Raw genomic sequence first — 23836 nt, 5'->3', positions numbered from 1 at the left:
ATTTGAACATTTGCGCCAAATTCGTCTTGAATATGCGATGAAGCTGCTTCGAAGCCAGGAAAGCAATGTAACAGAAGCTGCGATGGCTGTAGGATACAGTAATGTGAGTGCATTTTCAGAGCAATTTTTCCGGGAATACGGAGTGAAGCCATCATCTTTAAAGAAAGTATTTTAAAAATTCTGTTTTGACCATGTTAAAAAATATTAAGTAAACAAAAAGCTGGAACCCGTATAGATAGGATTCCAGCCTTTTTATTTGGTGCTTATTTCACGAAAGTTTCAATGCCATCTGTATCGATGGTTGAAGTATGGGTACGAGACGCTTCTTCAATATTTTTGAATGCCCAGTAATCTGTTGGTACATCCTTCCATGTAGCCTGAATGGTTCCTTCCAGGGGTCCTCGTTTTAAGATTGTGTTCAAAATTGTAACGGTTTCTACGCGTGTTATATAATTATTGGGTTGGAAGCTTCCATCATTATAGCCGGTAATCCATCCTGCATTAGCTAACGCTACAATGGAATCTCTTGCCCAATGTTTTTCGATATCGGTATAAGGAGAAGCTGTGGTTTGTGTTCCTTTAAGCTGCTTCCAGGATGCGAGTATTGCTGCCATTTCTGCACGGGTAATGGGTTGCTCTGGTCGAAATGTTCCATCTGCATACCCATTCATGAGGTGCTGTGTCGTAAGTGCTATAATCGAATCCTTTGCCCAATACGTGCTAGGTACATCTTTGTATGTCGTTGAGCCTTCTTTTGTCTCCAACTTCATAATCCTAGCCATCATCGCAGCGGTTTCAGCCCGTGTAATCGACTGGTCCGGTCGGAAAGTACCATCCTGATAACCCGTTATATATTTTTCATGCGCAACCTCGGATTGCTCTACTGGCATGATTTCTGGAGTCGGTAAAACCGTTGAAGAAACCGATGGTGATGAAGGTGTGGTTGTTTCACTGGAAGAAGATGAATCACTGCTATCCGTGTTATCCTTCTTATCTTTTTTATTGCTACTGCTGCTGTCGTTATTGCTAGTATCACCAGTTCCGCCAGTGCTTGCATTTCCATTTACAACCTGTATATACGCTTCAGATGTACTCGGGGCAAATCGAGCATCCCCGCTGTATATAGCAGTGATCGCGTGGCTTCCCACACTTAAGTCTCTTGTAGTGTAGTACCCATTGGCATAGCCGTTCGAAATGCCCACCGGCTCCATCGTCAGCGTATCTAATACATTCGTGCCGTCCATAAGAATGACCGTTCCAGTTAAATCGCCCGAAGTTTGTGGGTTTGAAGTTGTCCTCACGCTAAACCTTACTTCTTGACCTTGACTAGACGGATTCGTCGAACTCAATACTGTAGTTACTGTAGGTCTCAGTGAAGGTGTAGGCGCAGGTGCAGATGCATTTACGACCTGAATGTATGGCTCAGATGTACTGGGAATAAAACGAGCATCCCCACTATATAAAGCCGTAATCGGGTGACTTCCCACACTTAGATTACTTGTGGTGTAAGTGGCAGTGGCATATCCATTCGCAATGCCATTTGGCCTCATCGTCAGCGTATCTAATATATCCGTACCATCCATAAGGACCACCGTGCCGGTTAAATCCTTCGTAATTTGTGGAGTTGAGATGGTTTTGATGCTAAACGTTACGGATTGACCTTGTTTAGAAGGATTTGTCCAACTCGTTACTGTGGTTTCAGTAGCATACACAGCATCCGTTACACTAGGTACTGGTGAGGAGGTTGCATACACAGCACTCTCGGAAAAACTCCATGTCCAGGTTCCAAATAAAACGATAATAGCAAGATAAGATAAACAAAAAGACTTGATTTTACGCATAAATTTCCTCCATAAAATTCCGGTGTCACGATGAACTTACTAGGATCCTCCATGATGACTAACCTACTAATATAATTTTTCTTTCTTACACTACTGATTTACTATACTAAATGCCTCTGAACCAATTCTGAACCAAATCGACAAAAACCGTGCCCAATTCACATCGCTAGAAGGGGATCACGATTTGCGAGCCTTTTCCGTAATTTCTCAGAGCAAATGCAAAAAGGGTCAACCAGAAAGAAATGGTTGACCTCATAATATGAATGACAGTTTAGCGTGATATTTTGGAAAGACTTATTCCGTTAGTATTTAAATTTGACCGTTAGATCCTGTAATTTCTGTGACATATCCGACAAGGTCGTTGCCAGGCTGGTGATCTGCTGCATCGAAGCTAGCTGTTCTTCTGCAGACGCTGCAATATTCTGCGAGTTGTCCGCCGCTTGGAGCGCCAGACTCGAAACGTTTTCTCCACTTGCTGAAATTTCCTGGACACTTGCGGTTATTTGCTCCGTGATGCTTGCAAGCTCTTCCGTTTGCTGTGCGATATGATTGGTGGACGCCACAATTTTGTTAAACTGCTGCTCCGTCTCATTGGCAATTTTAATGCCGGAGTCGACATCCTGTTTTACGCGTTCCATGGTCTGAAGCGAATGCTCCATATCTTTGCGCATATTCTGAATCAACTCAGAAATCTGCCCGGAAGACTGATTCGATTGTTCGGCCAGCTTTCTTACCTCTGAAGCAACTACGGAGAAACCGCGGCCTTCTTCGCCTGCACGGGCAGCCTCAATCGAAGCATTTAAGGCAAGCAGATTGGTCTGCTGTGCGATATCCGTAATGGCATGTAGCATCGTGTCGATCTGTTGAGTGCGTTCATCCAACATTCTCATAACCGCATCGGTTTCATTGACGGAATGGTTAATCAAGTCCATTTGCTTCACTGTATGTTGTACAGCAGTACCGCCAAGGCTCGCCATTTCCATCGCGTCTGCAGACGATTCAGCAATAGTCAAGGAGCTATCCGTGATCCGTTGCATACCTATTGAAATTTCCTCAAGCGAGCTGGTTGTCTTCTGAAGCATCAGTTGCTGCTCCTTCGCACCGGCCGCCGATTCCTGAATCGCAATGGTGATATGCTCGGTTGCCTGTCCAGTGTGCTCTGCTCCAAGGGTCAATTCTTTTGAGGAAGCAGCGACCTGCTTGGTGGACAGGTTTACCTCACCGATCAGAAATCGAATATTTTTAATCATATAATTGAAGTCCTGTGCAAGCTCACCGATCTCATCTTTTGAATTCATTTTGACTTCTTGGACTGTTAAATCACCGTCCGCAACTGAGTTAAGCCGCTTTGCAATCGTGATAATAGGTTTCGTAAAACGTCCCGAAACAAAGCTTACGATAACTGCTCCCAGAATAACCGCAACAGCCGTAATAATCAGGACAATATAAAGGACTTTGGTCGCTCCGCTGTTAAATTCGTTAAAATATGCTCCAGAACCGATGATCCACCCCCAATAAGGATCCTTTTCAACGTACGAGATTTTCGTCTCTACTTGATCTGTACCAGGTAAAGCCCATTTATAAGTGACGAATCCCCCGCCGTTTGTGCCGGCTTCTACAAACTCTTTTCCCACATGCACACCGTCTTCGGATACGGCATTTATTAAATCCTGGCCTTCATTTGAAGGGTTCATCACTGAAACCGCATCTTGGTTGACTGCCCACGGATAACCTGTTTTACCTACAGTATATTTAATCTTTACCGGTCTTTTGTTATTAGCATCTTTTACACCGAGCAGTTCGATGCGCAGTTTTTCCTGTGCTTCCTCCAATGTTAAATTACCGGCTTCGACTTGCCCATTGAGGAAACTAATCATACCAATTACCATTTGCACACTATTCTTAAGTGCCACTTTGCCTGATTCATTCATTTCATTCTTGGAAACAACATAAGAACTGCTTCCAATCACAAAAGTAGGTACAATTAAAATAATCAAGCACATTATGGTTAACTTCGCCCTTAACGATCTCACCTTCATGATTGATCCTATCTTTGTTTTCACTGTGATTTCCCCCTTAGAGATCGATATACAGACTCAACCCACAACTGCATTTTGTTACTAAAGGTAAAAAGACTGTACATCATATATCGTAAAAACTCGTCAGGAAATTAAGCCCTTTCAGCCTGGCTGCTATTTTATAGGCTAAATTAAATCCGTTTAACCGCAAATTTATCCGTCTATAGGCAGTAGCTTTTTGGTATGCTCCGTATACTTCTGCATAGAGAGAATCTATAACAGAGGAGTGTGCGAGGATGAATAGAATAAAAGGGAGCATCTTTTTCAGTGTTTTTGTGGCTATGCTAGGGCTCATGCTCATTGCTCCAATTATGCCGCCCCTTATTCGTGAATTAGGCTTAAGAGAAAGCCATTCCGGAATAATTATATCGCTTGGTTCTATAACGATGGCCTTAATGGCTCCAGTATGGGGAAATCTGAGTGATGCAAAGGGCCGCAAGCCTGTGATTTTGCTTGGGTTTATAGGGATGTGTGTAAGCTGTCTGTTGTTTACGCTTACTCTTTTTGCAGGATTAAAGGGTTGGCTCAGTGGGGGACTGCTGTTAGTCCTGCTGATTGTTACACGCGGCTTAATTGGCGGCTTTATCCCGGCGGTGTTGTCATCTTCCCAAGCTTATATGGGGGATGTAACGGAGGGTGAAGAGCGTGGAAGTGGTATGGCTATTATTAGTGCGGCGAATGGGCTTGGGCTGGTATTTGGCCCCGCGATTGCAGGTGCCTTTACTTTAATAGGACTGTTATGGCCCTTATATTTTGGAATTGTCATTGCCGCTGTTGCATTCGTGGTGTCTCTACTGGCGATTCCGGCCGCCCAGCCTGTTATTCAGCAAAAACCTGCTCGAATTAATCCCCTCCAGCCAGGTCTAAGAATGTATTTGTTTGCAGGCTTGGTTACGATGATTAGTATTGTGACTATTCAGGTTATAGGTGGTTTTTATTTTCAAGATCAGTTAGGTCTTACATCCGAAGAAACAGCAAGAGTTGTTTCCTTTGGACTTATGTTCTCCGGAGCAGCGATGCTGATCGTGCAGATCATCCAAATGAAATGGCTTAAATGGCAGCCTAAGCCGATGATTTTGCTCGGTTCTCTATTCCTGATTGCTGGAATGGCATTTTTTCTGATTTCAGCCAGCTTGGTCCTTTACTATGCAGCGTTCTTTATGTTTGGCATAGGCACGGGCTTACTGATGCCCGGATTTATGGCAGGTGCTTCGCTTTCGGTCAGTCAAGAACAGCAAGGGGGAGCAGCAGGGCTGGTAGCTGCGATACAGGGAATTTCCGCGATCATTGCTCCTATTTTGACGACCACTTTATATCGAGTAGACAAATATATTCCCTTTATTCTTATAGCGGTTCTGGTTGCTTGTATGGCTATCGTTATGCTGGGGGTAAAAAAGGGAGACGGGAATAGTAAGCCTGTGCCTGACAAGGCATGATAAATAAAAGAGTGGTTAGATGAATCCATAGGCTTCCGGAGTATACTCATCGGAAGCCTATATCTATTATAATAAGTTATAAGAAATTTCAGGAAAATCAGAAGGGAGTGAAGAGCTTATGGAAATCCGGCCAAAATGGGCGGCATTAAACAAAAAATATAGCTTGTACGCACTCAGGTCTTTAAGTCAGGTTTTTTGAAAACGTGTTGGAGGAATGCAGATGGGTTGGGAGTATGGAATTAAGGTCGCAAATGTTAAGGATATTAAAGCGCTAATGGAACGCTTAGCTGAAGCATTGCCTAGGATTGACGGATATCGGATGCAAAGGGATGAGGATGGTTTTGTCCTGCTTCAGAATAATTCTGATTGGCCTGAAGCGCTCCAGATTTCATTGGAAGAGGCAAGAAATATTGAATATTTAGAAGATGATGAACCTTATATCTATTGTCTATTTCATATCGGCGGCGGAGATGCGATGAGGTTGAGGGAAGGAATGTGCAGGGTGCTGGAAGAAGAGAAATGCGCTGCGGATTGGTTCGAGTTATAGCCGAAGAAAGGAGTGGGTGAGATTGAGTAAGAAGGACAAAAAAGAGATTCAGACACTAATCTATCGCTATAGCGGTCCACGAGCCAATATTGGATATACTTTTGAACCGTTGCGTTATGGGGATGCTGATGAACCGAAGCTGGAGGAGATGATATTCATCTACGCAGATGACTTTGATATCGTGCTGTCTGCGTTAAAGTCCAAATATCCACTTGTCGATCCTGATACGGGAGAAACGTATGAGGCTTTTGACCCCTGCTGGGATAATCCGATTCAGGCGTCGGTATGGCATGAAATATTAACACAATTGGATACTTGGCCTACCAAGGAGTCAGAATTACGCCTATTTATCGATTCCTTTACAGCATGGGTCAGAGCGCATCTGAAGCAAGCAGATGGTATTATCGTGACCGGAAATCTGTAGAGAAGGCCATGCACTGCAATCCGTATTTTTGCTGCCCCTCGCTTCGAGGGGCGACCGGACGGCGAGCCACTGAGTCGAGTGCCTGGTTCTTTGCAGTACACGCGACAGTCTCCTTGTTGCAACTGGATTATTAACGGTGCTTTTGGTTTCTGATTAACGTTTGCTCCAATTCGGTATCTGCCATAAATTTGCTGGCAGATACAGCAAGCTGATATTGATTGGTGCCCATATTGTTAGCGGCAGGTTGAAGAATCCCTTTTATTGTTTGCCATAATGAAGAGGCCTGCAGGCTTTCTGCCCCAAAATGCAAGATGATATGGATACAGGAGGTAATAATATTGCGACCAAGTCCGTACAGGAACCATTCTTTTTCCTTCGTAATAAGCGGAATAATGGTGACCATCGTTTCCCACGCTTCATCCAATCGACCTGTTTCAATGAACTTCTCTGCCAAGTTAGATGCAGTAGAACAGTAATTATGATGATTTCCTTCTGTTTTTTCCATTTCGGCCAGCTTTTTAAGGGCTTCAATTTCACCTTCTGGATGGTTGCGCCATCTCTCATGATAAACGAGTGCCTGTAAATTTTCTTTGTTCCAATCCGTCTGCTCTCTGATCCACAAATCGATAAATAATGATAGATACATATCTTCTCCGAGCTCACTCGCGATATTGATGCAATCCTCAAGATCAGCTGTATCTTTGCTGAACAAATATGTTTCCAAAATCAACTCAGGGTCAAACCCGGCATATGTATCGAAATTGGCCTTCTTGGCCTGCTGGAACAAAATTTGGTCCTGCTCACGCTCATACTTTTGCAGTAAAAAAATGGCGTAATACAGAGCATCGCCAATCCCCTGAAAACTGTTCGTTTCCCTGTCTATAATCTCATTCACGAGCAGCCTTCTCACAATCGGTTCGTAATGCGGGGCATCTCGATCCTCACGATTATACATAGCCAAAAGCACCTTCAGGCGATTGGTATAATTGGCATCACTTTTTCCATATTCCTCATTGTGTTGCTCCAAATAGTCAACCTTCGAAAAATCGGCGTGATCACTTACTAGACTCTGCAGCATTTCATCATAGGGTGCCATCATCTGATCCAGCAGCCTTTTGTAGTTCGTTTCCAATACTGTGATTCTCCTTTCTTGATCGGCTTAATACTACAATCCATATGTATATAAAACAAGCGATTTCCTTTTGAGACGGGATCGCTTAGTGTAGCAGCGATGTATACACGTACATATTTTTCTAATAGACCCATTTTAAGATTCAATATAAGGGTTGGACATTCAACACCTGTAAATCAAGCATACAACATGCAGGGATACAACATTGCGCACAACTATTGGAAGCGTTTTAATTTGAGTATAGAAACACAAAAGAAGACCTCAGGGAGGACATACGAATGCTAAAAGTGAAAGCGCTTAGATGTGAACATTTAAACAATCCGATTGGACTGGGCTGCCTAAAGCCGCGACTAAGCTGGCAAATTGAATCTGACAACATATACGTTTTCCAAAAACGCTTCCAATTGCAAGTATCCATACATCCTACTTTTGAACCGCTGTTTTGGAATCATTTTTGCTATTCGGAGCAATCCATTTTGTTTCCCTATGGAGGTCCTCCACTGGAATCCGGACAACGATACTATTACCGGGTAAAAGTATGGGCTCAGGGAGCGGGTGACACCGAACCGGAGGAATCGGAATGGAGTGAGTTTGGCTTTTGGGAAATGGGACTGCTCCATGAGCAGGACTGGAAGGCAGAATGGATTACAGTGAAGGAACGCAGCATCCATGAACAGTTTCAGACAAGAGCCCCTTTTGCTTCCTCCAAGTGTTTTTCAGTTGAGGGAAAAGTAAAAAAAGCAGTCATTTATGCCACAAGCCTTGGTCTATATGAGCTGGAGCTAAATGGACAAAGAGTAGGCGATGCCTATTTTACCCCGGGATGGACAGATTATAACGATCGTGTCCAGGTGCAAGCCTATGATGTGACTTCTACCGTTCGAGAACAACATAATCGCATCACAGCCACGGTAGGAGAAGGCTGGTACAGCGGCTATCTAGGCTGGCAAAAGCGCAAGGATACCTATGGGAACACGAATGCTTTGTTATTTCAAATGAAGATTAGCTATGAAGATGGCCGTTCAGAACTCATTTGCTCAGATTCTTCCTGGGAGGAAACGAGCTGTGCCATTTTGATGTCGGACATTTATAACGGCGAAATCTATGATGCCCGATTGGAGCAGCAGGCAGGCGAGCATCGCTCCTTGAATGAACGGAAAATGATGCAGGTCGTCCCGTTTCCGTTAAGTCATCTGGTTGCTCAGGAGAACGAGCCTGTCCGTGTAATGAACCGATTAAAGCCTGTTGAACTGATTCAAACGCCTAAAGGCGAGCTGGTCCTTAACTTGGGGCAAAATATGGTAGGCTGGCTGGAATTTAAAGTTGAAGCTCCTGAGGGTACGGTTCTGAATTTGATACATGGTGAAGTGCTGGATCAGCAAGGGAATTTTTACCGAGATAACATTCGGGATGCAGCGCAGCAGATTACGTACATTTGCAACGGCAAGGGGACGGAGATATTTAGGCCGCATTTCACTTTTCAAGGCTTCCAATATGTGAAGCTTGAGGGCTTTCCGGCTGGCGTAGCGATTGAAGATTTTACAGGCGTTGTTTTGCATTCAGACATGGCGACAATTGGCTTGTTCGAGACATCCGATCCAAAGCTCAATCAACTCCAGCACAATATTGTATGGGGACAAAAGGGGAACTTCCTGGATGTGCCGACCGATTGCCCGCAGCGTGATGAGCGATTAGGCTGGACCGGCGATGCACAGATTTTTGCCAGAACGGCCAGCTTCAATATGAATAGTGCTTCCTTCTTCCGAAAGTGGCTGAAAGATTTGGCTTACAACCAGTTGGAGAATGGGGCTGTGCCTTTTGTCGTGCCGGACGTCCTCAAAGGAACCTTTGCAGATAATATGGACAAAACGACGGCAGCATGGGGGGACGCGGCGGTTATATGTCCGTGGACGATCTATCAATGTTATGGGGATAAGCAGATTTTGGCTCAGCAGTATGACAGTATGAAAGCATGGGTCGATTATATCCGTGCCCAGGGGACTGAGGAGCATCTGTGGGATAGTGGTTTGCAACTGGGAGACTGGTTGGCGCTGGACAGCGAGGAAGGAAGCTATTTTGGAGCGACCGATGGAACGCTGGTAGCGACTGCATACTTTGCGTATTCGACTCATATTTTTGCGCAGACGGCCAAACTGCTGAATCGCTATACCGATTACAACACCTATCAAAGCCTGCATGAAGGGATTAAAGCCGCTTTTGCGGACCGTTATTTTGATGACATTGGCAAGCTGACTTCGAATACCCAAACTGCACAGGTTGTGGCTTTGCACTTCGGATTGGTACCAGAAAGGTATAAAAAGCAAGTGATCCAGGAGCTCGTACGGCTGATAGAAAAAAATGATATGCATCTGGATACCGGCTTTGTGGGCACACCCTATCTATGCCTAGTTTTATCCGACAACGGCTATACAGATGTAGCTTATAAAATTTTATTCCAGAAAGATTATCCTTCCTGGCTCTATCAGGTTGAACGTGGGGCCACGACCATGTGGGAGCATTGGGACAGCATCAAAGTGGACGGCTCGTTCTGGAGCACTGATATGAATTCGTTCAATCACTATTCGTACGGTTCAGTTGGAGACTTTATGTACCAAAATATTGCCGGAATCGATGTGCTTGAAGCGGGCTATAAAAAATCTCGTTTAGCACCCAAACCGCCTGTTAATCTTACTTCGGCTCATGGCAAGCTGGAGACACCATATGGTGCGCTTGCTGTCCATTGGAAAATCGTGAATGAAGAAATGCAGATGACGGTTCACGTACCGCATAATACGACGGCCGAGATTACGCTTCCGGGCGTTCTAGAGCCAGATGCGCTACAACAGACCATTACCACACAATACCCGTCCATTCAGTATCCGCCTGGTACTGTGCCACGAGAGCTGGCCGGGAAATTAGGTTCTCCCGGAGAACAGGCGATTTTCCAACTGAGTGGAGATCATGAATTGACGTTTACCGTCGGATCTGGACAGTATACGTTCCAGTACAAATACAACCAGAGGCTAAATAACATAGACTAGAGGTGAGAAGCTTGATGAATATTAAAAACAAAATATGGTTTAAAACGGCGTTGCTGTCCATTTCCTTAGTCCTGACATCAGCGAGTGCTATTTCGGCTGTCATCCCGATGATGCTGAACCAATTACCGGGAGTCTCCAGTTCGCTGATTGAAAGCGTAGTTACGATCCCGTCCTTCTCGATGATGCTGTTTGTGCTGCTGAGTGGTCCGATCTCTTCTCGCCTGGGTAAAAAAAATACAGTCCTGCTAGGACTTTTGCTCGTGGTCATCGGCGGAATACTTCCTATGCTCACTACGAACATTACATGGATTCTCGCGTTGCGTTTGGTGCTAGGAGCAGGTCTGGGGATGTTCAATTCACTGGCTGTCAGTTTAATTAGTGATTTTTTTGAAGGGGACGAACGTGCTCAATTGGTAGGCTTTCAAAGCGCTGTACAAGGGCTCGGAAGTAGCCTGGCTACCTTTGTGGCAGGACAGCTTGCCCTAATCGACTGGCCGTTTGCCTTTTTATGCTATGCGATCACGATTCCGATCGCACTGTTATTCTTTTTTATCATCCCTGAACCAGAGCGCGAGGAGCCTACAGTGAGCTCCATAGGAACGGGTCACAGAGGTGGGGGAATATCTCTATCTGTACTTGGATTAGGGGCTGCACTTTTCCTGTTTATGACCTTTATCATGATTGTGTATACCAAAACAGGTATTATGATTGCTGAAAAGAGTATGCCTAACGCAGGGTTTTTAGGGACCGCTTTGACGCTGTTCTCCTTATCAACTATGATTGCAGGCTTCTTGTTCGGTAGAATATATAAATGGTTCAGAAATTACGCTCCTTTTATCTCCAGTTTATTAACAGCAACAGGTTTTGTCTTGCTCTGGTTTGCTCAGAGTGTGACGATGGTTACGGTTGCCATGCTGATTATTGGCTTTAGCTTTGCACTGTTTATTCCCTATATTTTTACCATACTAACTAAAATTGTACCTAAGGGCAGTGAGACGATATCTATTTCAATTGCAATGGTAGGCTCCAATTTGGGAGCGTTTGCTTCGCCTTATATCATCAAGTTAGTTGGGGTGTTGTTTGGGAATGAAACTGCCTCGTTTGCCTTTCTCGTTTCAGCAATTGTCTTTACGATTGCTGCGCTGCTCTGTCTGGGAATCGCTATTAGAGGAAAGGAAAGCAAAACGCAGACGGCAGTGCATAGTTAATGGGAGCCGAAGGAGGAGTCCTTGTTTATGAACCTTGATGAGTTGGATCAGTTGCTGAGAACCACAACAGAAATCGAGCTTCTGCAACAACAAAGCAATCAGGTGATTAATGATCTCTCCAAAGAATCGGAGAATGAGCGATTTTTTGATATGAATCTGAATATGTATCGAATGCCCGCTTTATTCTTTTTCGGAGAACATGATATTTATATTAGCAAGCACAACAGGTTTGCTCCGATGCTAGAGCACATGCATGAATTTATTGAATTAAACTATGTTTACTCAGGTAAATGCAACCAAATTATAGCAGGCAAAGAGATTCAGCTTTGTGAAGGTCAAGTGTGTGTTCTGGATAAGGATGTGCCGCACAGCATCTCTCCTTTGGGAGAAAACGATATACTGATTAATATCCTGCTGCAAAGAGAAACGATCTCGTCCCTCTTTCTACAGCGGCTATCCAAGAAAAAAAGTTTGATCGGCGAATTTCTCGCCAATTCAGTCCTTCAGCATCAGCACCATAATCACTTTATTATTTTTGAGTCGCAGCATAATGAGAACCTTCAGTATATATTGCGTAGAATCTTAATCGAATATTTTTCCAGGCAAGAGGATTCCATGGAGTTGGTCAAGGCTTATTTGCCAATCGTATTTGGAGAATTGGTTCGTGTATTGGAAAGCGAGCATAATATTCATGTAAACCAGCAGGAAAATAATATTACCTCTATTCTGAATTATATGGAAGAGCATTATCAGCATTTAAGCCTACAGCAATTATCTAACCATTTTAATTACAATAGCACGTATTTAAGTAACAAGTTAAAAAAAGTAACGGGTCTTACTTACACTGAGCTGATTGCCAACATTAAGCTTAATGCCGCCTATTCTTTGGTTGTGAATACCAACCTGCCGTTCGAAATGATCTTTAAGCAGGTGGGATATAACAGCATGAGTTTTTTTCTATAAAAAATTTAAAACCGCGTATGGTGCCACCCCGCAAAATATCAGAAACAAACAAATGAGGAAATGAAGAATGCACAAGGACGTCCAATTTGAGTTGGGCGTCTATATGTTATAATATCGGCAAATTCATAAGCTAGTAAGTAAAGGGGGATATCCTTGGAAGCGGTACTAAGACGGAACTGGCCAGAGTGGAACGGAAGATTGCAGAGACGAACCGGGGGCTGGAATAATACGACGTATTTTGTTAAGAGCGGTGGGCGAAGCGGGGTGCTGCGCGTCTACGATACACACAGGGATCGGGACAAAATTGAATTTGAGCATGTGGTTTTGCAGGCGCTGAGCAAGCAATCTCTATCCTTCAGGGTTCCAATGCCAATTCGAACGATTACAGGAGAGACACTTGCACAGGTTGAGAAGGATAGTGGCAAATATGTGTGTCTATTCGAATACATAGAAGGTATATCACCCTTGGAACAGGACCCTAGCTTTGCCCATTCTTTTGGCGAGGCAGCTGGTGAATTGTCTGCCGTGCTTGCAACACTTAATCTTGATATGACCCCAGTCTATCGGCCGTATTATGCTTTGCAGCAATCCTATCCATTATGTAGCCCGGAAGTAATCCAAGGCTTTTGTTTAAACCCGCCGGAGCCTCTCAAGAATTTACATGAAGAGCTGCGCCTGATAGGAAAAGTATATGAAGAGATTACAGATTCACTTCAAGCATTGGAAGAGTTGCCGCATCAGCTTGTACATGGAGATTTGAACGCTTCTAATTTATTAGTAAAAGATTCTGATCATAGCCAGGTGGCTGCACTGCTTGATTTTGAATTTTGCACGTTAGACGTTCGGGTGATGGAACCAGCGGTCATCTTATCAGGATTTTTGGGGCAACCGGAGGAGACAACGGCTGTTCGTGATTTTTGTCAGGGCTTCAGCCGCCAGATCCGTTTAAGCCAACCCGAGATCGACGCTTTGCCTGTGTTGATGCTGCTTAGAAAGGTAGACGTATTTCTTCATTTTGTGAGTCGCTTTCTGGAAGGAACAGATCAGCCACACGTATTGCAAGAACAGGCCAAACAGATCACAGCCGACTTGCTCCAACTGTCTACCAGCAGTAGCTGGATTCAGGAGGAGTTGGCCCAAGCTGGAACAATGTATGAATAAACGAGCTACATGCCGTGTTATGTTATAATTTCTGGAATAACAGAAATGAAGTCTATTGAATTAAACTCGGAACAGGAGGAGCAGATGAATAGTTGGTTAACGAACGCGTTACGACCCTATTTTGGGCTGGAGACGCTGGAAGAACATTGGGACGTGTTAGAAATTAAAGAAGGATATTTTATTTGTATGGATGGAGATGTTATTCGCAAGCGAATTTCTTCTAAAGAGGATGCTTATGGAGAAGCTGATGTAGAGATTTTTACCCGTGATCGGGCATTTGTTCTGCCTAAAACGGCTCGTGGCAAAGAGAAAAAACTGAATTATACAAGTGTTTCGAGCATCTCAGCAGAAGGTGTGTCCTTTTCAGCAGGCATTCGAAGAGATCGTCCTATTAGTTATGTTACTGCTGTGAATAGCAAAACTGGCGTGAGATTGCCCATCACTGGATGTGAGCATTTACATAGTAAAGAAGAGATCATGGATTGGCTTCAACGTTACCCGTCACTTGTGCCTAACGATTATGATCGAAAGCTGGATCGATTAAAGCATATGAAAAACCAGCGTTATAAAACCATCCCGGGAGACATCTTTCGTGTGGAAATAGACCTTTTCACAGATGGGTATGTATTGGTCGTCGGTGATTTGCGCCAAATGCAAAAGGATCAGTTGTTTGCAAAGGAGAGTATATGGAACAGTGTCATGACGATGCCTTTATTCGTACGTCCGTATTTGTGTACAAGTCGTGACCGTTCAATAACTTTGGAATCCATCACAGCCGCCCCGTTATCGGATACAACCTGGATTGTTATGGATGATTCCTTTATGCGAGGGTCCTACGAGTGGGTAGGGCATAAAGCATTGGTAGAAGAGGATATTGTGTTTCCGATGGGTTACGGCATTAGCACGGATAGCAGTAAAGAAAGAATATATAGGCTGTCCTGGGGAACGGGCACGATTTCCAAACCGGAAGGGGAGACAGTGTTCAAGTCTTCGCGGGAATTTTTAAATAACGGTGTGTATTCAGGTATTATTACGGACTGTTTTGGTCCTTGGGAAGAGCGGGAGTGGCACAAAACGCTGGATAATCCGTTGTATCGGGAGGAGCGTCGAAAAGCACTGGCCGAATTCGGATTCCCGGAAGACATTTCGTACGATGAGTTCAACCGCCAAACGGGAGGCCTGACGCGTTCGGAATATCTCGCATACTTGACAAGAGTCTACAGCGGAAAAAGAAAGAAGAAATGACACGGTTATACATCCTTTTAGGAGGGGCCAATGAAATATCTTAAAGATTGTCCGGAACCAGGCATGGGAACCTGGTATTTTGAAATAGACTCAGATGGCGTAGCTATCGGCAAATTGTGATCCAGGATGACGGTACTTTTATTGCTTCTAATCGCAAGCACGAGCAATATCATTTCTTGTTAGCAGAGAAAGCGATTGATGATACAGAGCCCTATTATACGAAAATTAGAAAAAAAAGAGTTTGAAGAAATCTGGTCTAGCAATCTTCACACCTTTAACAAGGAATGGCATCAAGTCAAAACCGTACTGCCGGTTGGGACTAAGGTAAGCGGATATATTGAAGCCTTTTTTCCACACGGAATACTTATTCATATTTTCCAGCACAATGCAGTCGGATTGGCAGACACCCATTCATATGCGGAAAAGACCCCATCTGAGTGGATGTATCCGAGGCATGAGATCACGGCGATTGTCCAAGGCTACGACGAGCTGAATCAGTGGGTGATTTTAGAGCAAACGCAGGTTTTCGAAAATCAGTTCAAAGGTTGAAAGATAGATATCGGAATACAGGAAGGAGAATGGATATGCATACGTTAACGGTTGATGAGCTGGTGGATCAGGATAACCATGCATGGGAAGAGGTCAGAAACATTCTGCAAGAAGGGAATAATCCATTTCGCATTGTACCGGCAGAATCGGAATCTGCTAGGGGAGATTCGCTCTACCGTTTGCAAGTGAGCACAAAATCGTACTTGGGAACGGTTGCCTATGAAACAGGAGGGATCATATTTGACCACGGATGGATCACCTTACTGGGTGCAGGTGGGCCTGAAATTTACGGTAGTTTGGCTTCGTGGAACGGGCTGCAAGAGCCAGTGAGCGTCCCTGCACTTGGGGGAATGCTGATTGTGGCCTATGATGCAGCAGGTGGCTTCTTTGGATTGGATACAGGGAAGTTTGGACGTAGCGGCCACATCTACTATTTTGCACCGGATGCATTGGAGTGGGAATCCACTGAGCTGGCTTATTCCGGTTTCTTGAGCTGGTTGGCTGAGGGAGATTTGGGCTTGTTCTACCAGACATTCCGTTGGAATGGTTGGCAGTCGGATATGGAGCAACTTCAGCCAGGAGAGGTATTTGCTTATTATCCGCCGCTATGGACTCAGGAAGGTGGCGGAGAGACCAGCCACAAATCACCTATAGCAATAACAGAAGCGTGGCAGGCGGTGACGGATCGGGAATAGCCGCGAGTGGGGAGGGGGACATAAGATCATGAATCATTCCATTCAATCCAAACTGGTGCAGCTGAATGAAATACTTTCTCAAAATAACATTGATCATTACTACATTTATGATTATACAAGTCGCCCCAAGCTGGTACTAGCAGGGAGCTTTGACTTTAGCTATTATCACAACATAGAGATCACTTTTTACGAGGTCTCATTTCTTTCCTGTCCGGGCGGTGTATTTTCAATTGAGTGCTTTAGACTGGCTAATGACAAGGAATTGGAAATGTTAAAAACCGTCTCTTACGGATTTCATGAGGGGCCTGTGATTTGTATGGAGGATAAAACGTTCGGCACTCGATTTTTCATTGCTGCTGAAAGCTTGGATTACGAGCTCAAGACCGTTTTTTACTATAAACGAGAGAACCTTCAACCTCATGAAAGTGTGGCTGAATGGGTTGAAAAAGATGGAGAAGGTTGAAAAAGGTAGCAACAACAACTTTTAGAGACGTCAAGGCAGGGAGGTTGGTTATTATGTGGAGTATTCATTTTGAGCAACAGTTTGTAAAATGCCCGGAAGCAACTGGTGAACAAATCGGGGATTTTTTGAGCACATGGAACATCAAGCTATCGGAGCAGGAAATTCACGAAATCCAACAAAGACAAGTGAATCCTTTCCCGAAATCGTCTCCATTTTATGATCAATATAAACCGCTAGATCCTGTGGGCTGGCATCTGCCCCAAGAACAATTTCCTGATAGTTACATAGAATTGCTGAAATACTCTAATGGAGGGGAATTTCAAAATGGAGAACGTTATTTTCAATTTTTCAATACCGAGGATTTGAGAGAAATGAACCTCGCCTACGAGCTGCCAGAGTATATGCCGGGTGCCGTGTCGTTTGCGATGGATGGGTGCGGAAACCACTATATGTTTGATATGAGAGAGGAAAAAAGAAACAACGAATACCCCATTCTTTTTGCTCATTCTGGTAGCTTGGGGTATGACGAATGTGAACAGGTTGCCCATTCATTTATAGAGCTGTGTACGGAAAAATGGGCATTATATTGATAGGTGCATGATCCTGCCCAATATATAGCAATAGCGAGAAGTCTATTGAATTGGGGACTTCTCGCTATTGTGCCGTATGGGTATGTCCCTATAGCTGAATTTGAGCTAGTTGTTTGAACAACGAATCGACGGTCTCGGAATTCTTGCACCAAGCTATCTTACATATGTGGTGGCCTGATTGCCAGCGTAATCTTCAAGCACGATCTTTAGCGAGCTGGTACGAGAAGTAGGGGTAAAAGTGAGTTCACTTAATTTTGTTCTTCCCCGGACAATGTAAGGGAACTTTTTTGATACATAAGTTACACCAAATAGTTTGGGCACATCGTTTTCGTATACATATAAATAATGCCAGTCCTTCAAGGTGGGTAGAGCAAGCGTATAGGTTGATCCGGTGACTGTCACATTCTCTTTTGCATAAGGCTCTATCATCGTGTCTGCGAGCTGCCCGGTATAGGCTACAGGTTCATGATTGCCGATGGCGATACGTAGGGTGTAGCGATCACCATTTGTGGGCAGATCGGTAAACGTAGCCGTTTCAGCTCCATTGTCCGCCGTAATGGTTTTATGGAATACGGTGTCCGTATAGTCGGTGATTAAGGTCAATTTAACCGTTCCGTCCGCTTTAGAGGGATTTTTCCACGTTACTGTAGCCTCCCCGTTTTCTTTCGTCTCCACCTTAATATGACTGACGGCAGCATTCAGATCGTAGCTTAATCGAGCCGGTTCGCTTTCCGTTCCATCAGCCCCAACTGCGGTAAGCATTAATTCACCGGATTTATGGTTTAGGGATTTAATATAATAGGTTGAGTCATAAATTCCGCCGATATAGGAGCCGTTCTCATACAGATTGTATTGTTTAACTTTGGAGTAATCCTCAAGGTCCCAGGCTACGAGCATTTCGTTCGTATCGGTCAGTGCCTTGGTGATTTTAAATCCTGTCGGCGCGGCTGGTTTCCGGGCAGAACCGTCTGTTATCTTGATTTGGCCGATATTCATCTGATAGTTTTTGATTGTTTTATTCGTATTTTCAAAAGATAAACCGAAAACTGCAATTGTTTTTCCTTGATAGGGACTCAAGTCCAAATTGCGGCTAACCCAGCCCGTGGTTTGTTTACCAGAGTTAGGGATGCTGACTTTTACGACTTGGCCGGGGTTATCCTTGAACATAAGTCCGATGCTCAGTACTGAGCTGTCATCAGAGGAAGGCTTATTGTACGTGATGGACAAGTTTGAATTCTGATTAACCGACAGATCCGTTTTATACAGTCGTAAAAAGTTATCTGAATTCAGCTCTCCGTTCACGACGAGGGAACTGCCGCCCTGATAAGCACCGATAGGCTGATAGGTAAACCGAGTGCCTTTGGTATAATTCGGGCCATAGTCGTAGTCAACCGAGAGCGGTTTACCTTTGGTATCGAGCCACCATTGCCAGGTCACCGGGATATCCTGAATATTAATGTTGGACCATTCCTTGGGATTGGAAACAACTCCATTCACTACATACTGCAAGCCATGGCCGGTATTGAAGCTGGTGTTAAAATGGGAGCCACGGATGACAGAACGTTCGGCGATATATGCCGCGATACCGTCCCAGTTTGCGCCTGAAGCTTTTACATCAGACAAATCTACACTTGGGTTTCTTTGTGCACGGACGGGATTCTGATTCGGACCGGACCACCAGACACGGTCGCGGATAAAGGTTATCCATTGATACGCATTGTCAGCTCTGCGATTGGTGTCCTGCCCGCCAAGCTCTTCATCCAGCGCATTATGTGTGAAATCGGCTCCCAACGTTGCGATACTGTTCATCGGCTGCCCGTTATCACCAATGTTCAGACGAAGGTCGTATTTTTGCTTCCATCTGCCGAAGTCACCGTTCCCGCCCTCAATCCCGGCAAAAACAGTTTTAAGAGGGTCCAGACCCAATTGCTTCGCATGGTCACGAGAGCTTTTCAGCTTCGCTTTGTCCCACCAATAATTCAGAAAAATAGAATCGGACACCTGTCCATATTGCTTGTCTTTGACAAACGGGCTGTTCACGGCATTAAACTCATTTTGATAAGCAATTTTCCCGGTTTCGTTTACGGTGGAGTCGTACCATTGCACATACATACCCTGATCCCGTAAGTATTTCATAAACTGTTTGTACCGGGGGATATCCTCTGTAGCTACGCCTTTTGAAGCTTCCTCCTGGTTGATGAAGTAGCCGTCATAGCCATAATATTTCGCCATTTCGATCAATTTTCTGGCTACCGGAAATTCTCCCTGAGCATCCTGTACGAGCATTTGCTTATACGTTTGCGGTCCACGGTCATTATCCGAGAAAAAGATACAGGCGATGGAGAGAACGCCGTTTTTGTGCGCCGCATTCGTATAACCCGGATTTGGAATGTTCAGAATGCCGAACTCAAACCACTTTTCCGTCCAATCCTTTTGGGGATCGTATAGCTCTTCAGGGACATGAGCGGTAGGCATGCCATGCCAGTAGCCGTAATAGTCGGTATACTGCCAGTAATTGAACAAATATTGGCTGAATTTATTGGTATAGGGATAGCTATCGAAGAAAGCGTTACCATAATCCCCGCTGAGTGTAAACATTTGCGTGTCAGGGCTTAAAGCAGGCTGAGCCTGTGTGGCTGCAAAGGGGCTGTTTCGTTGTTGCAGTGGGACACGGGCGCGAAGCATATCTCCATAGACATCTTGGGTGGGAGTCCAGTCCAAAATATGTGAGCTGGCGTATCCATGCTGATAAGGCTGATTCGGTCCTTTGGCGCTTTCTCCTTTATACGGGAGGGTATCGCCTGCATACACGGATGGAGAGAGGGTTTGACTGAACAGGACAGAAGTCAAAACCAGAGCAGTCCATTTTAAAGCGAACTTGTGAACCTTGTTACGTTTCATAGCTCATCCCCCTAACGAGTATTTATCCCCCTAAAGATAATCAATAAAACGGTTTTTACATAGAGGATAAATTAAAGATATAGCGTTTAAATTAAAGAAAATCGCGTTTTTCATGAATGCGCTTACTTATCTCCTGCGAAGGACATGGTATACTTTATTCACGCATCACGATTCTGGAGGCTTATACCATGAAAAGGGGTACTAGATACACTGCTTATTTTAAAAACAACATGTTCCTGAGGATACTAGTGTTGTTCTCCTGTATTGCGATTTTGTCCATCATTACAATTGCATATGTCACGTATGTATCCATTTCGCAATCCATTGTTCGGCGGGAACTGGATACCCAGAAAGCAGCTATGGAAAGTATTGACCGTTATATCCATCTCCGGCATGAATCCGTCCAGAACATGGTGCGAGATATGTACCGGAATGAGGTTCTCTCAATGAATGTTTCCTTTTTTATGGACCACGCGTATTCCGAATATGTACAGCACCGCATGGACGAAATGTACATGGAGAGTCATGATTACTCAACAGATGTACTCACCTATTTTAAAAATTGGTTGGATGAAAATAGCGATATCAGCAATTTGATTTTGTACAGTGCCGACCAGCAATATCTGTCTACTTTCAATGAGAACAAGCAATTCAAGCAATTCCCGGTGCATGCGGCGCGTTCCTTTGTACCGGATGTGATGGCTGCAGAAAGCAAAAGCGTCTCTACTCCGAATTACTGGATTCGGAAGGCGGTCGATCAGTGGAGCCCCTCGTTATATTCGTTACAAGTCCCCATTAACAATAAGCAAACACTCAAAAATACCGGTCAGCTTCTAGTATTTCTAAATTCCAAAAGTATCTCCAATGCACTTGCCAGCTACGGGAACAACCTGAAGGGAGAAATTATCGTTCTGTCCAGCAATGGAACCGTTCTGTTCGATTCAAGGAATAACTATTACGGAAAAACGTACCCTTATGTCGAAGTGACCCGATCATTATATGACGATGTGGATTCCGATGCCGGGATCATTCAGACGAAGAAAAATATGTATATTAACAAGCTGATTTCTCCGGACGAAGGATATGTCGTGATTGGGGCAGTCCCCCATGAGGAAATGGCTCAATCGTACCGGGGCATTCGTAATACGATTTTGACCATCAGTGTCATCTGTATTCTGTTTGCTGTGCTGTTCCCTGCATTCTTCGTCATTAACTTTGCTAAACGAACGAATCGGATTATTAAATTCACTCGTCAAGTAAAAAATGGTGACCTCACAGCTCGCATTCAGGACCTCCGAGAGGACGAGTTGGGACAAATCTCTCGAAGCTTCAACGATATGCTGGACGAACTTAATCTATATATTGAACGGGTGTATAAAGCAGAGATCAAACAAAAGCAAACGGAACTTGTGGCCTTGCAGGCACGTATTCATCCACATTTTTTGTATAACACGCTTGAAGTGATACGTATGAGGGCCATTTCCCAGGGAGCCAAGGATGTAGGAGAAATGATCTATAGCTTATCAGTGTTGTTCAAAAGCCTGGTTCAGCAGAAAAAAATATACACGCTTAAAGATGAATTGGAGGCTTGCAGATTATATCTTGAGTTGTTCAGAATACGCTACAAGGAAGGGTTCAATTACACGATTACGGTCGACCCCGAGTTGTATACCCGCTCTGTCATGAAGCTGATGCTTCAACCCATCATTGAGAATTATATTGTTCATGGTATCCAAAGCGACCGGAATGATAATGTGCTGACCATTGATGTACGGGAAACGGGGGAAGTTCTGCTGGTTGAGATCCGTGACAATGGGAAGGGCATTAAAGAGAAGCGTTTGAAAGAGATTTTGGAGGAACTGGAACGCCAGGAGGAAAACGGACAAATGTTTGGACTACGCAGTGTGCACACCCGACTTCGGTTTCTACACGGAGCCGATTACGGGATTGAACTGGAGAGCCGCAGCGGTGAGGGAACGACGATTCGGGTACGATGCCCCAACAGGGAAGGGATGGATGCCATATATGTATAAAGTATTTATTGTAGACGATGAGCCTTTTATCATTGAAGGATTATACGATATTGTGGATTGGACCTCTTTTGGGCTAGAAATTGTCGGACATGCGGAAAATGGCTCTTTGGCGCTGGAAGCGCTGGCCTCCAGGCCCGTGGACATACTCATTACGGACATTTCCATGCCAACGATGAATGGTCTCAGGCTGATTCATGAGGCGAGAAAGCTGCATGCTGACTTGAAGGTGATTATTTTGAGCGGATTTAATGAATTTGATTACTTGAAGGAAGGCATGAAGCTGGGCATCGAAAATTATCTTCTGAAGCCGATTAATGTGGAGGAACTGGAATCCACTTTATGCAATACAACGGAGAAGCTGGACAGGTTCCAGATGGATCAACGACATGAGACGTTCGGGGTGCAGGTGCTTAAGGAAAATACGTTGTACCGTTGGTTGACAGGGCAGATTGCGCCTACAGAATTTCAGGAACGTGCTGAATTGATAGGTTTTTCGTTAAATATCCCCTTTATGGCGGTAGCCGTGTTACGGACGGAGGGGGATTTGGTAGGAATGCATCAACAGTTAAGGCAGTACATTCAGCATCAGCCCAATTTAACATTGTTTCTCGATGTTGATGCGGATAGTGTAATCATTGCCGCACTACCAAATTATGATGAGGGCAGACAGGACTTGATTATGCTGTTGGAGGATTTTTCTGTTCAGTGGTCGACGGACGGGAAAGAAACAGTTTATATCGGGATAGGCAGCGCCGGTTCGCTTGTTGCTGCTCCACGCAGCTATAATGAAGCTAAAAAATCACTGGAATATTTTATGCTATATGATGACCGCCGGATCATTGACTATACGTTGCTAGAGGAGGGCGGGGGAAATGCTGGCGAGACTTGTTCCATCGAATGGAAGGATTATGAGAAGCTGATTATAGCAAGAGACCTAGATGCGCTTACCGCACGGATTCAGAGTGATTTTGAGCAAATCCAGCATCTTGAAAGGGTTACCCCGGATGAATTGCGGAATATGGCGCTGGAACTGGTGATCCGGTTCAAGATGGAACTGGAGAGCATCAAGCATTCCAATGAGTCGGACCGGTTTCAGCAGGGGTTGCACCAGATAAAATGCTGTACGACATGGGCAGAGCTGGTGAGCGCGCTTCAGCATGTGGCGACAGAGACGGTGAATTCACTACTGCAAGATATGAAGAACCCTATTGTAAGCCAGGTGCTGTCCTATATCCATGTTCATTATGCCAAGGAGTTATCATTAAAAATATTAGGTTACCAGTACCACCTTCATCCCGTTTATCTCGGTCAGTTGTTTCATAAGGAAACGGGCGAAACCTTTGCTGAATATATCAATCAATACCGGATTAAAAAAGCCAAGGAGCAGCTTAAAAATACAAATCTCAAGGTAAACGAAATTGCGCGGAACGTAGGGTATTGGGAGACGGGATATTTTTATAAGCAGTTCAGAAAATATGTGGGCATTTCCCCGACAGACTATAAAGGATTGGGATAAATACCAGGTGTAC

At 44.4% G+C, this 23836-nt stretch carries 18 protein-coding genes and 1 pseudogene; 15 read left to right on the top strand and 4 right to left on the bottom strand.

What is annotated here, in order from left to right; genetic code table 11:
- Nucleotides 1-175 (top strand): helix-turn-helix domain-containing protein (locus C400_RS26350; protein WP_017428317.1); only part of this gene is annotated, 175 nt, incomplete at its 5' end.
- A gap of 88 nt (nt 176-263) precedes the next feature.
- Here the strand turns inward: C400_RS26350 and C400_RS0122600 are convergent.
- Nucleotides 264-1841: an S-layer homology domain-containing protein gene (locus C400_RS0122600; RefSeq protein ID WP_017428316.1), complete on the bottom strand. Its 1578-nt coding sequence runs from the start codon at nt 1839-1841 to the stop codon at nt 264-266.
- A 302-nt stretch (nt 1842-2143) separates the two neighbouring features.
- Nucleotides 2144-3844: a methyl-accepting chemotaxis protein gene (locus C400_RS0122595; protein WP_232795413.1), complete on the bottom strand. Its 1701-nt coding sequence runs from the start codon at nt 3842-3844 to the stop codon at nt 2144-2146.
- Between the two features lie 311 nt (nt 3845-4155).
- On the opposite strand from C400_RS0122595, the gene C400_RS0122590 reads away from it, so the two are divergent.
- The 3 genes from C400_RS0122590 to C400_RS0122580 all read left to right on the top strand — a co-directional run bounded on the left by C400_RS0122590 (nt 4156) and on the right by C400_RS0122580 (nt 6326).
- Nucleotides 4156-5355, top strand: a complete 1200-nt coding sequence (locus tag C400_RS0122590) for an MFS transporter (RefSeq protein ID WP_017428314.1) — start codon at nt 4156-4158, stop codon at nt 5353-5355.
- 220 nt (nt 5356-5575) lie between these two features.
- On the top strand, nt 5576-5902 hold the full coding sequence (locus tag C400_RS0122585; RefSeq protein WP_017428313.1) for a hypothetical protein: 327 nt from the start codon (nt 5576-5578) through the stop codon (nt 5900-5902).
- 22 nt (nt 5903-5924) lie between these two features.
- Entirely contained in the window at nt 5925-6326 is a 402-nt protein-coding gene (locus C400_RS0122580; RefSeq protein ID WP_017428312.1) for a hypothetical protein, read from the top strand.
- Nucleotides 6327-6456: 130 nt separating this feature from the next.
- On the opposite strand, the gene C400_RS0122575 is transcribed toward C400_RS0122580, so the two are convergent.
- Nucleotides 6457-7458: a hypothetical protein gene (locus C400_RS0122575; protein ID WP_017428311.1), complete on the bottom strand. Its 1002-nt coding sequence runs from the start codon at nt 7456-7458 to the stop codon at nt 6457-6459.
- A gap of 278 nt (nt 7459-7736) precedes the next feature.
- On the opposite strand from C400_RS0122575, the gene C400_RS0122570 reads away from it, so the two are divergent.
- From C400_RS0122570 to C400_RS0122530, 9 genes and pseudogenes are all read left to right on the top strand, one after another.
- Entirely contained in the window at nt 7737-10499 is a 2763-nt protein-coding gene (locus C400_RS0122570) for an alpha-L-rhamnosidase (protein WP_017428310.1), read from the top strand.
- A 14-nt stretch (nt 10500-10513) separates the two neighbouring features.
- Nucleotides 10514-11707, top strand: coding sequence for an MFS transporter (locus tag C400_RS0122565; protein ID WP_017428309.1), 1194 nt, complete (start codon nt 10514-10516; stop codon nt 11705-11707).
- Nucleotides 11708-11734: 27 nt separating this feature from the next.
- A pseudogene (locus tag C400_RS0122560) lies at nt 11735-12734 on the top strand (AraC family transcriptional regulator).
- Between the two features lie 89 nt (nt 12735-12823).
- Nucleotides 12824-13831 carry a phosphotransferase gene (locus tag C400_RS0122555; RefSeq protein WP_016821762.1) on the top strand — a complete coding sequence of 336 codons (1008 nt, stop codon included), beginning with the start codon at nt 12824-12826 and terminating at the stop codon, nt 13829-13831.
- An 84-nt stretch (nt 13832-13915) separates the two neighbouring features.
- Nucleotides 13916-15076 (top strand): immunity 26/phosphotriesterase HocA family protein, encoded by a 1161-nt coding sequence (locus tag C400_RS0122550; protein WP_017428307.1) that lies wholly within the window; start codon nt 13916-13918, stop codon nt 15074-15076.
- 195 nt (nt 15077-15271) lie between these two features.
- Nucleotides 15272-15625, top strand: coding sequence for a hypothetical protein (locus C400_RS0122545; RefSeq protein WP_232795412.1), 354 nt, complete (start codon nt 15272-15274; stop codon nt 15623-15625).
- Between the two features lie 35 nt (nt 15626-15660).
- Nucleotides 15661-16320 (top strand): DUF2625 domain-containing protein, encoded by a 660-nt coding sequence (locus tag C400_RS0122540; RefSeq protein ID WP_016821759.1) that lies wholly within the window; start codon nt 15661-15663, stop codon nt 16318-16320.
- Between the two features lie 28 nt (nt 16321-16348).
- Nucleotides 16349-16783, top strand: a complete 435-nt coding sequence (locus C400_RS0122535) for a hypothetical protein (RefSeq protein ID WP_017428304.1) — start codon at nt 16349-16351, stop codon at nt 16781-16783.
- Nucleotides 16784-16836: 53 nt separating this feature from the next.
- Nucleotides 16837-17373, top strand: a complete 537-nt coding sequence (locus tag C400_RS0122530; protein WP_017428303.1) for an SMI1/KNR4 family protein — start codon at nt 16837-16839, stop codon at nt 17371-17373.
- 153 nt (nt 17374-17526) lie between these two features.
- Here C400_RS0122530 and C400_RS0122525 read toward each other — a convergent pair whose 3' ends face one another.
- Nucleotides 17527-20274, bottom strand: a complete 2748-nt coding sequence (locus C400_RS0122525; protein WP_017428302.1) for an endo-beta-N-acetylglucosaminidase — start codon at nt 20272-20274, stop codon at nt 17527-17529.
- 188 nt (nt 20275-20462) lie between these two features.
- On the opposite strand from C400_RS0122525, the gene C400_RS0122520 reads away from it, so the two are divergent.
- Together C400_RS0122520 and C400_RS0122515 are read left to right on the top strand one after the other, a co-directional pair.
- Complete coding sequence (locus tag C400_RS0122520; RefSeq protein ID WP_017428301.1) at nt 20463-22307, top strand: sensor histidine kinase; 1845 nt, start codon at nt 20463-20465, stop codon at nt 22305-22307.
- On the top strand, nt 22300-23823 hold the full coding sequence (locus C400_RS0122515) for a response regulator transcription factor (RefSeq protein WP_026065498.1): 1524 nt from the start codon (nt 22300-22302) through the stop codon (nt 23821-23823). The genes C400_RS0122520 and C400_RS0122515 overlap by 8 nt, the downstream gene beginning before the upstream one ends.
- Nucleotides 23824-23836 lie beyond the last annotated feature (13 nt).

The organism is Paenibacillus sp. ICGEB2008 (genome assembly GCF_000307675.1).
GTDB lineage: Bacteria > Bacillota > Bacilli > Paenibacillales > Paenibacillaceae > Paenibacillus > Paenibacillus polymyxa.
This window is presented reverse-complemented; position numbering and strand designations above follow the sequence as displayed.

Excerpts from the sequence above, each read along its gene's own strand:
- C400_RS0122525 (WP_017428302.1), bottom strand. The coding sequence starts at position 20,274 with ATGAAACGTAACAAGGTTCACAAGTTCGCTTTAAAATGGACTGCTCTG.
- C400_RS0122600 (WP_017428316.1), bottom strand. The coding sequence starts at position 1,841 with ATGCGTAAAATCAAGTCTTTTTGTTTATCTTATCTTGCTATTATCGTT.
- C400_RS0122515 (WP_026065498.1), top strand. The coding sequence starts at position 22,300 with ATGTATAAAGTATTTATTGTAGACGATGAGCCTTTTATCATTGAAGGA.
- C400_RS0122590 (WP_017428314.1), top strand. The coding sequence starts at position 4,156 with ATGAATAGAATAAAAGGGAGCATCTTTTTCAGTGTTTTTGTGGCTATG.
- C400_RS0122540 (WP_016821759.1), top strand. The coding sequence starts at position 15,661 with ATGCATACGTTAACGGTTGATGAGCTGGTGGATCAGGATAACCATGCA.
- C400_RS0122595 (WP_232795413.1), bottom strand. The coding sequence starts at position 3,844 with ATGTGCTTGATTATTTTAATTGTACCTACTTTTGTGATTGGAAGCAGT.
- C400_RS0122565 (WP_017428309.1), top strand. The coding sequence starts at position 10,514 with ATGAATATTAAAAACAAAATATGGTTTAAAACGGCGTTGCTGTCCATT.
- C400_RS0122585 (WP_017428313.1), top strand. The coding sequence starts at position 5,576 with ATGGGTTGGGAGTATGGAATTAAGGTCGCAAATGTTAAGGATATTAAA.
- C400_RS0122520 (WP_017428301.1), top strand. The coding sequence starts at position 20,463 with ATGAAAAGGGGTACTAGATACACTGCTTATTTTAAAAACAACATGTTC.
- C400_RS0122535 (WP_017428304.1), top strand. The coding sequence starts at position 16,349 with ATGAATCATTCCATTCAATCCAAACTGGTGCAGCTGAATGAAATACTT.
- C400_RS0122550 (WP_017428307.1), top strand. The coding sequence starts at position 13,916 with ATGAATAGTTGGTTAACGAACGCGTTACGACCCTATTTTGGGCTGGAG.
- C400_RS0122570 (WP_017428310.1), top strand. The coding sequence starts at position 7,737 with ATGCTAAAAGTGAAAGCGCTTAGATGTGAACATTTAAACAATCCGATT.
- C400_RS0122530 (WP_017428303.1), top strand. The coding sequence starts at position 16,837 with ATGTGGAGTATTCATTTTGAGCAACAGTTTGTAAAATGCCCGGAAGCA.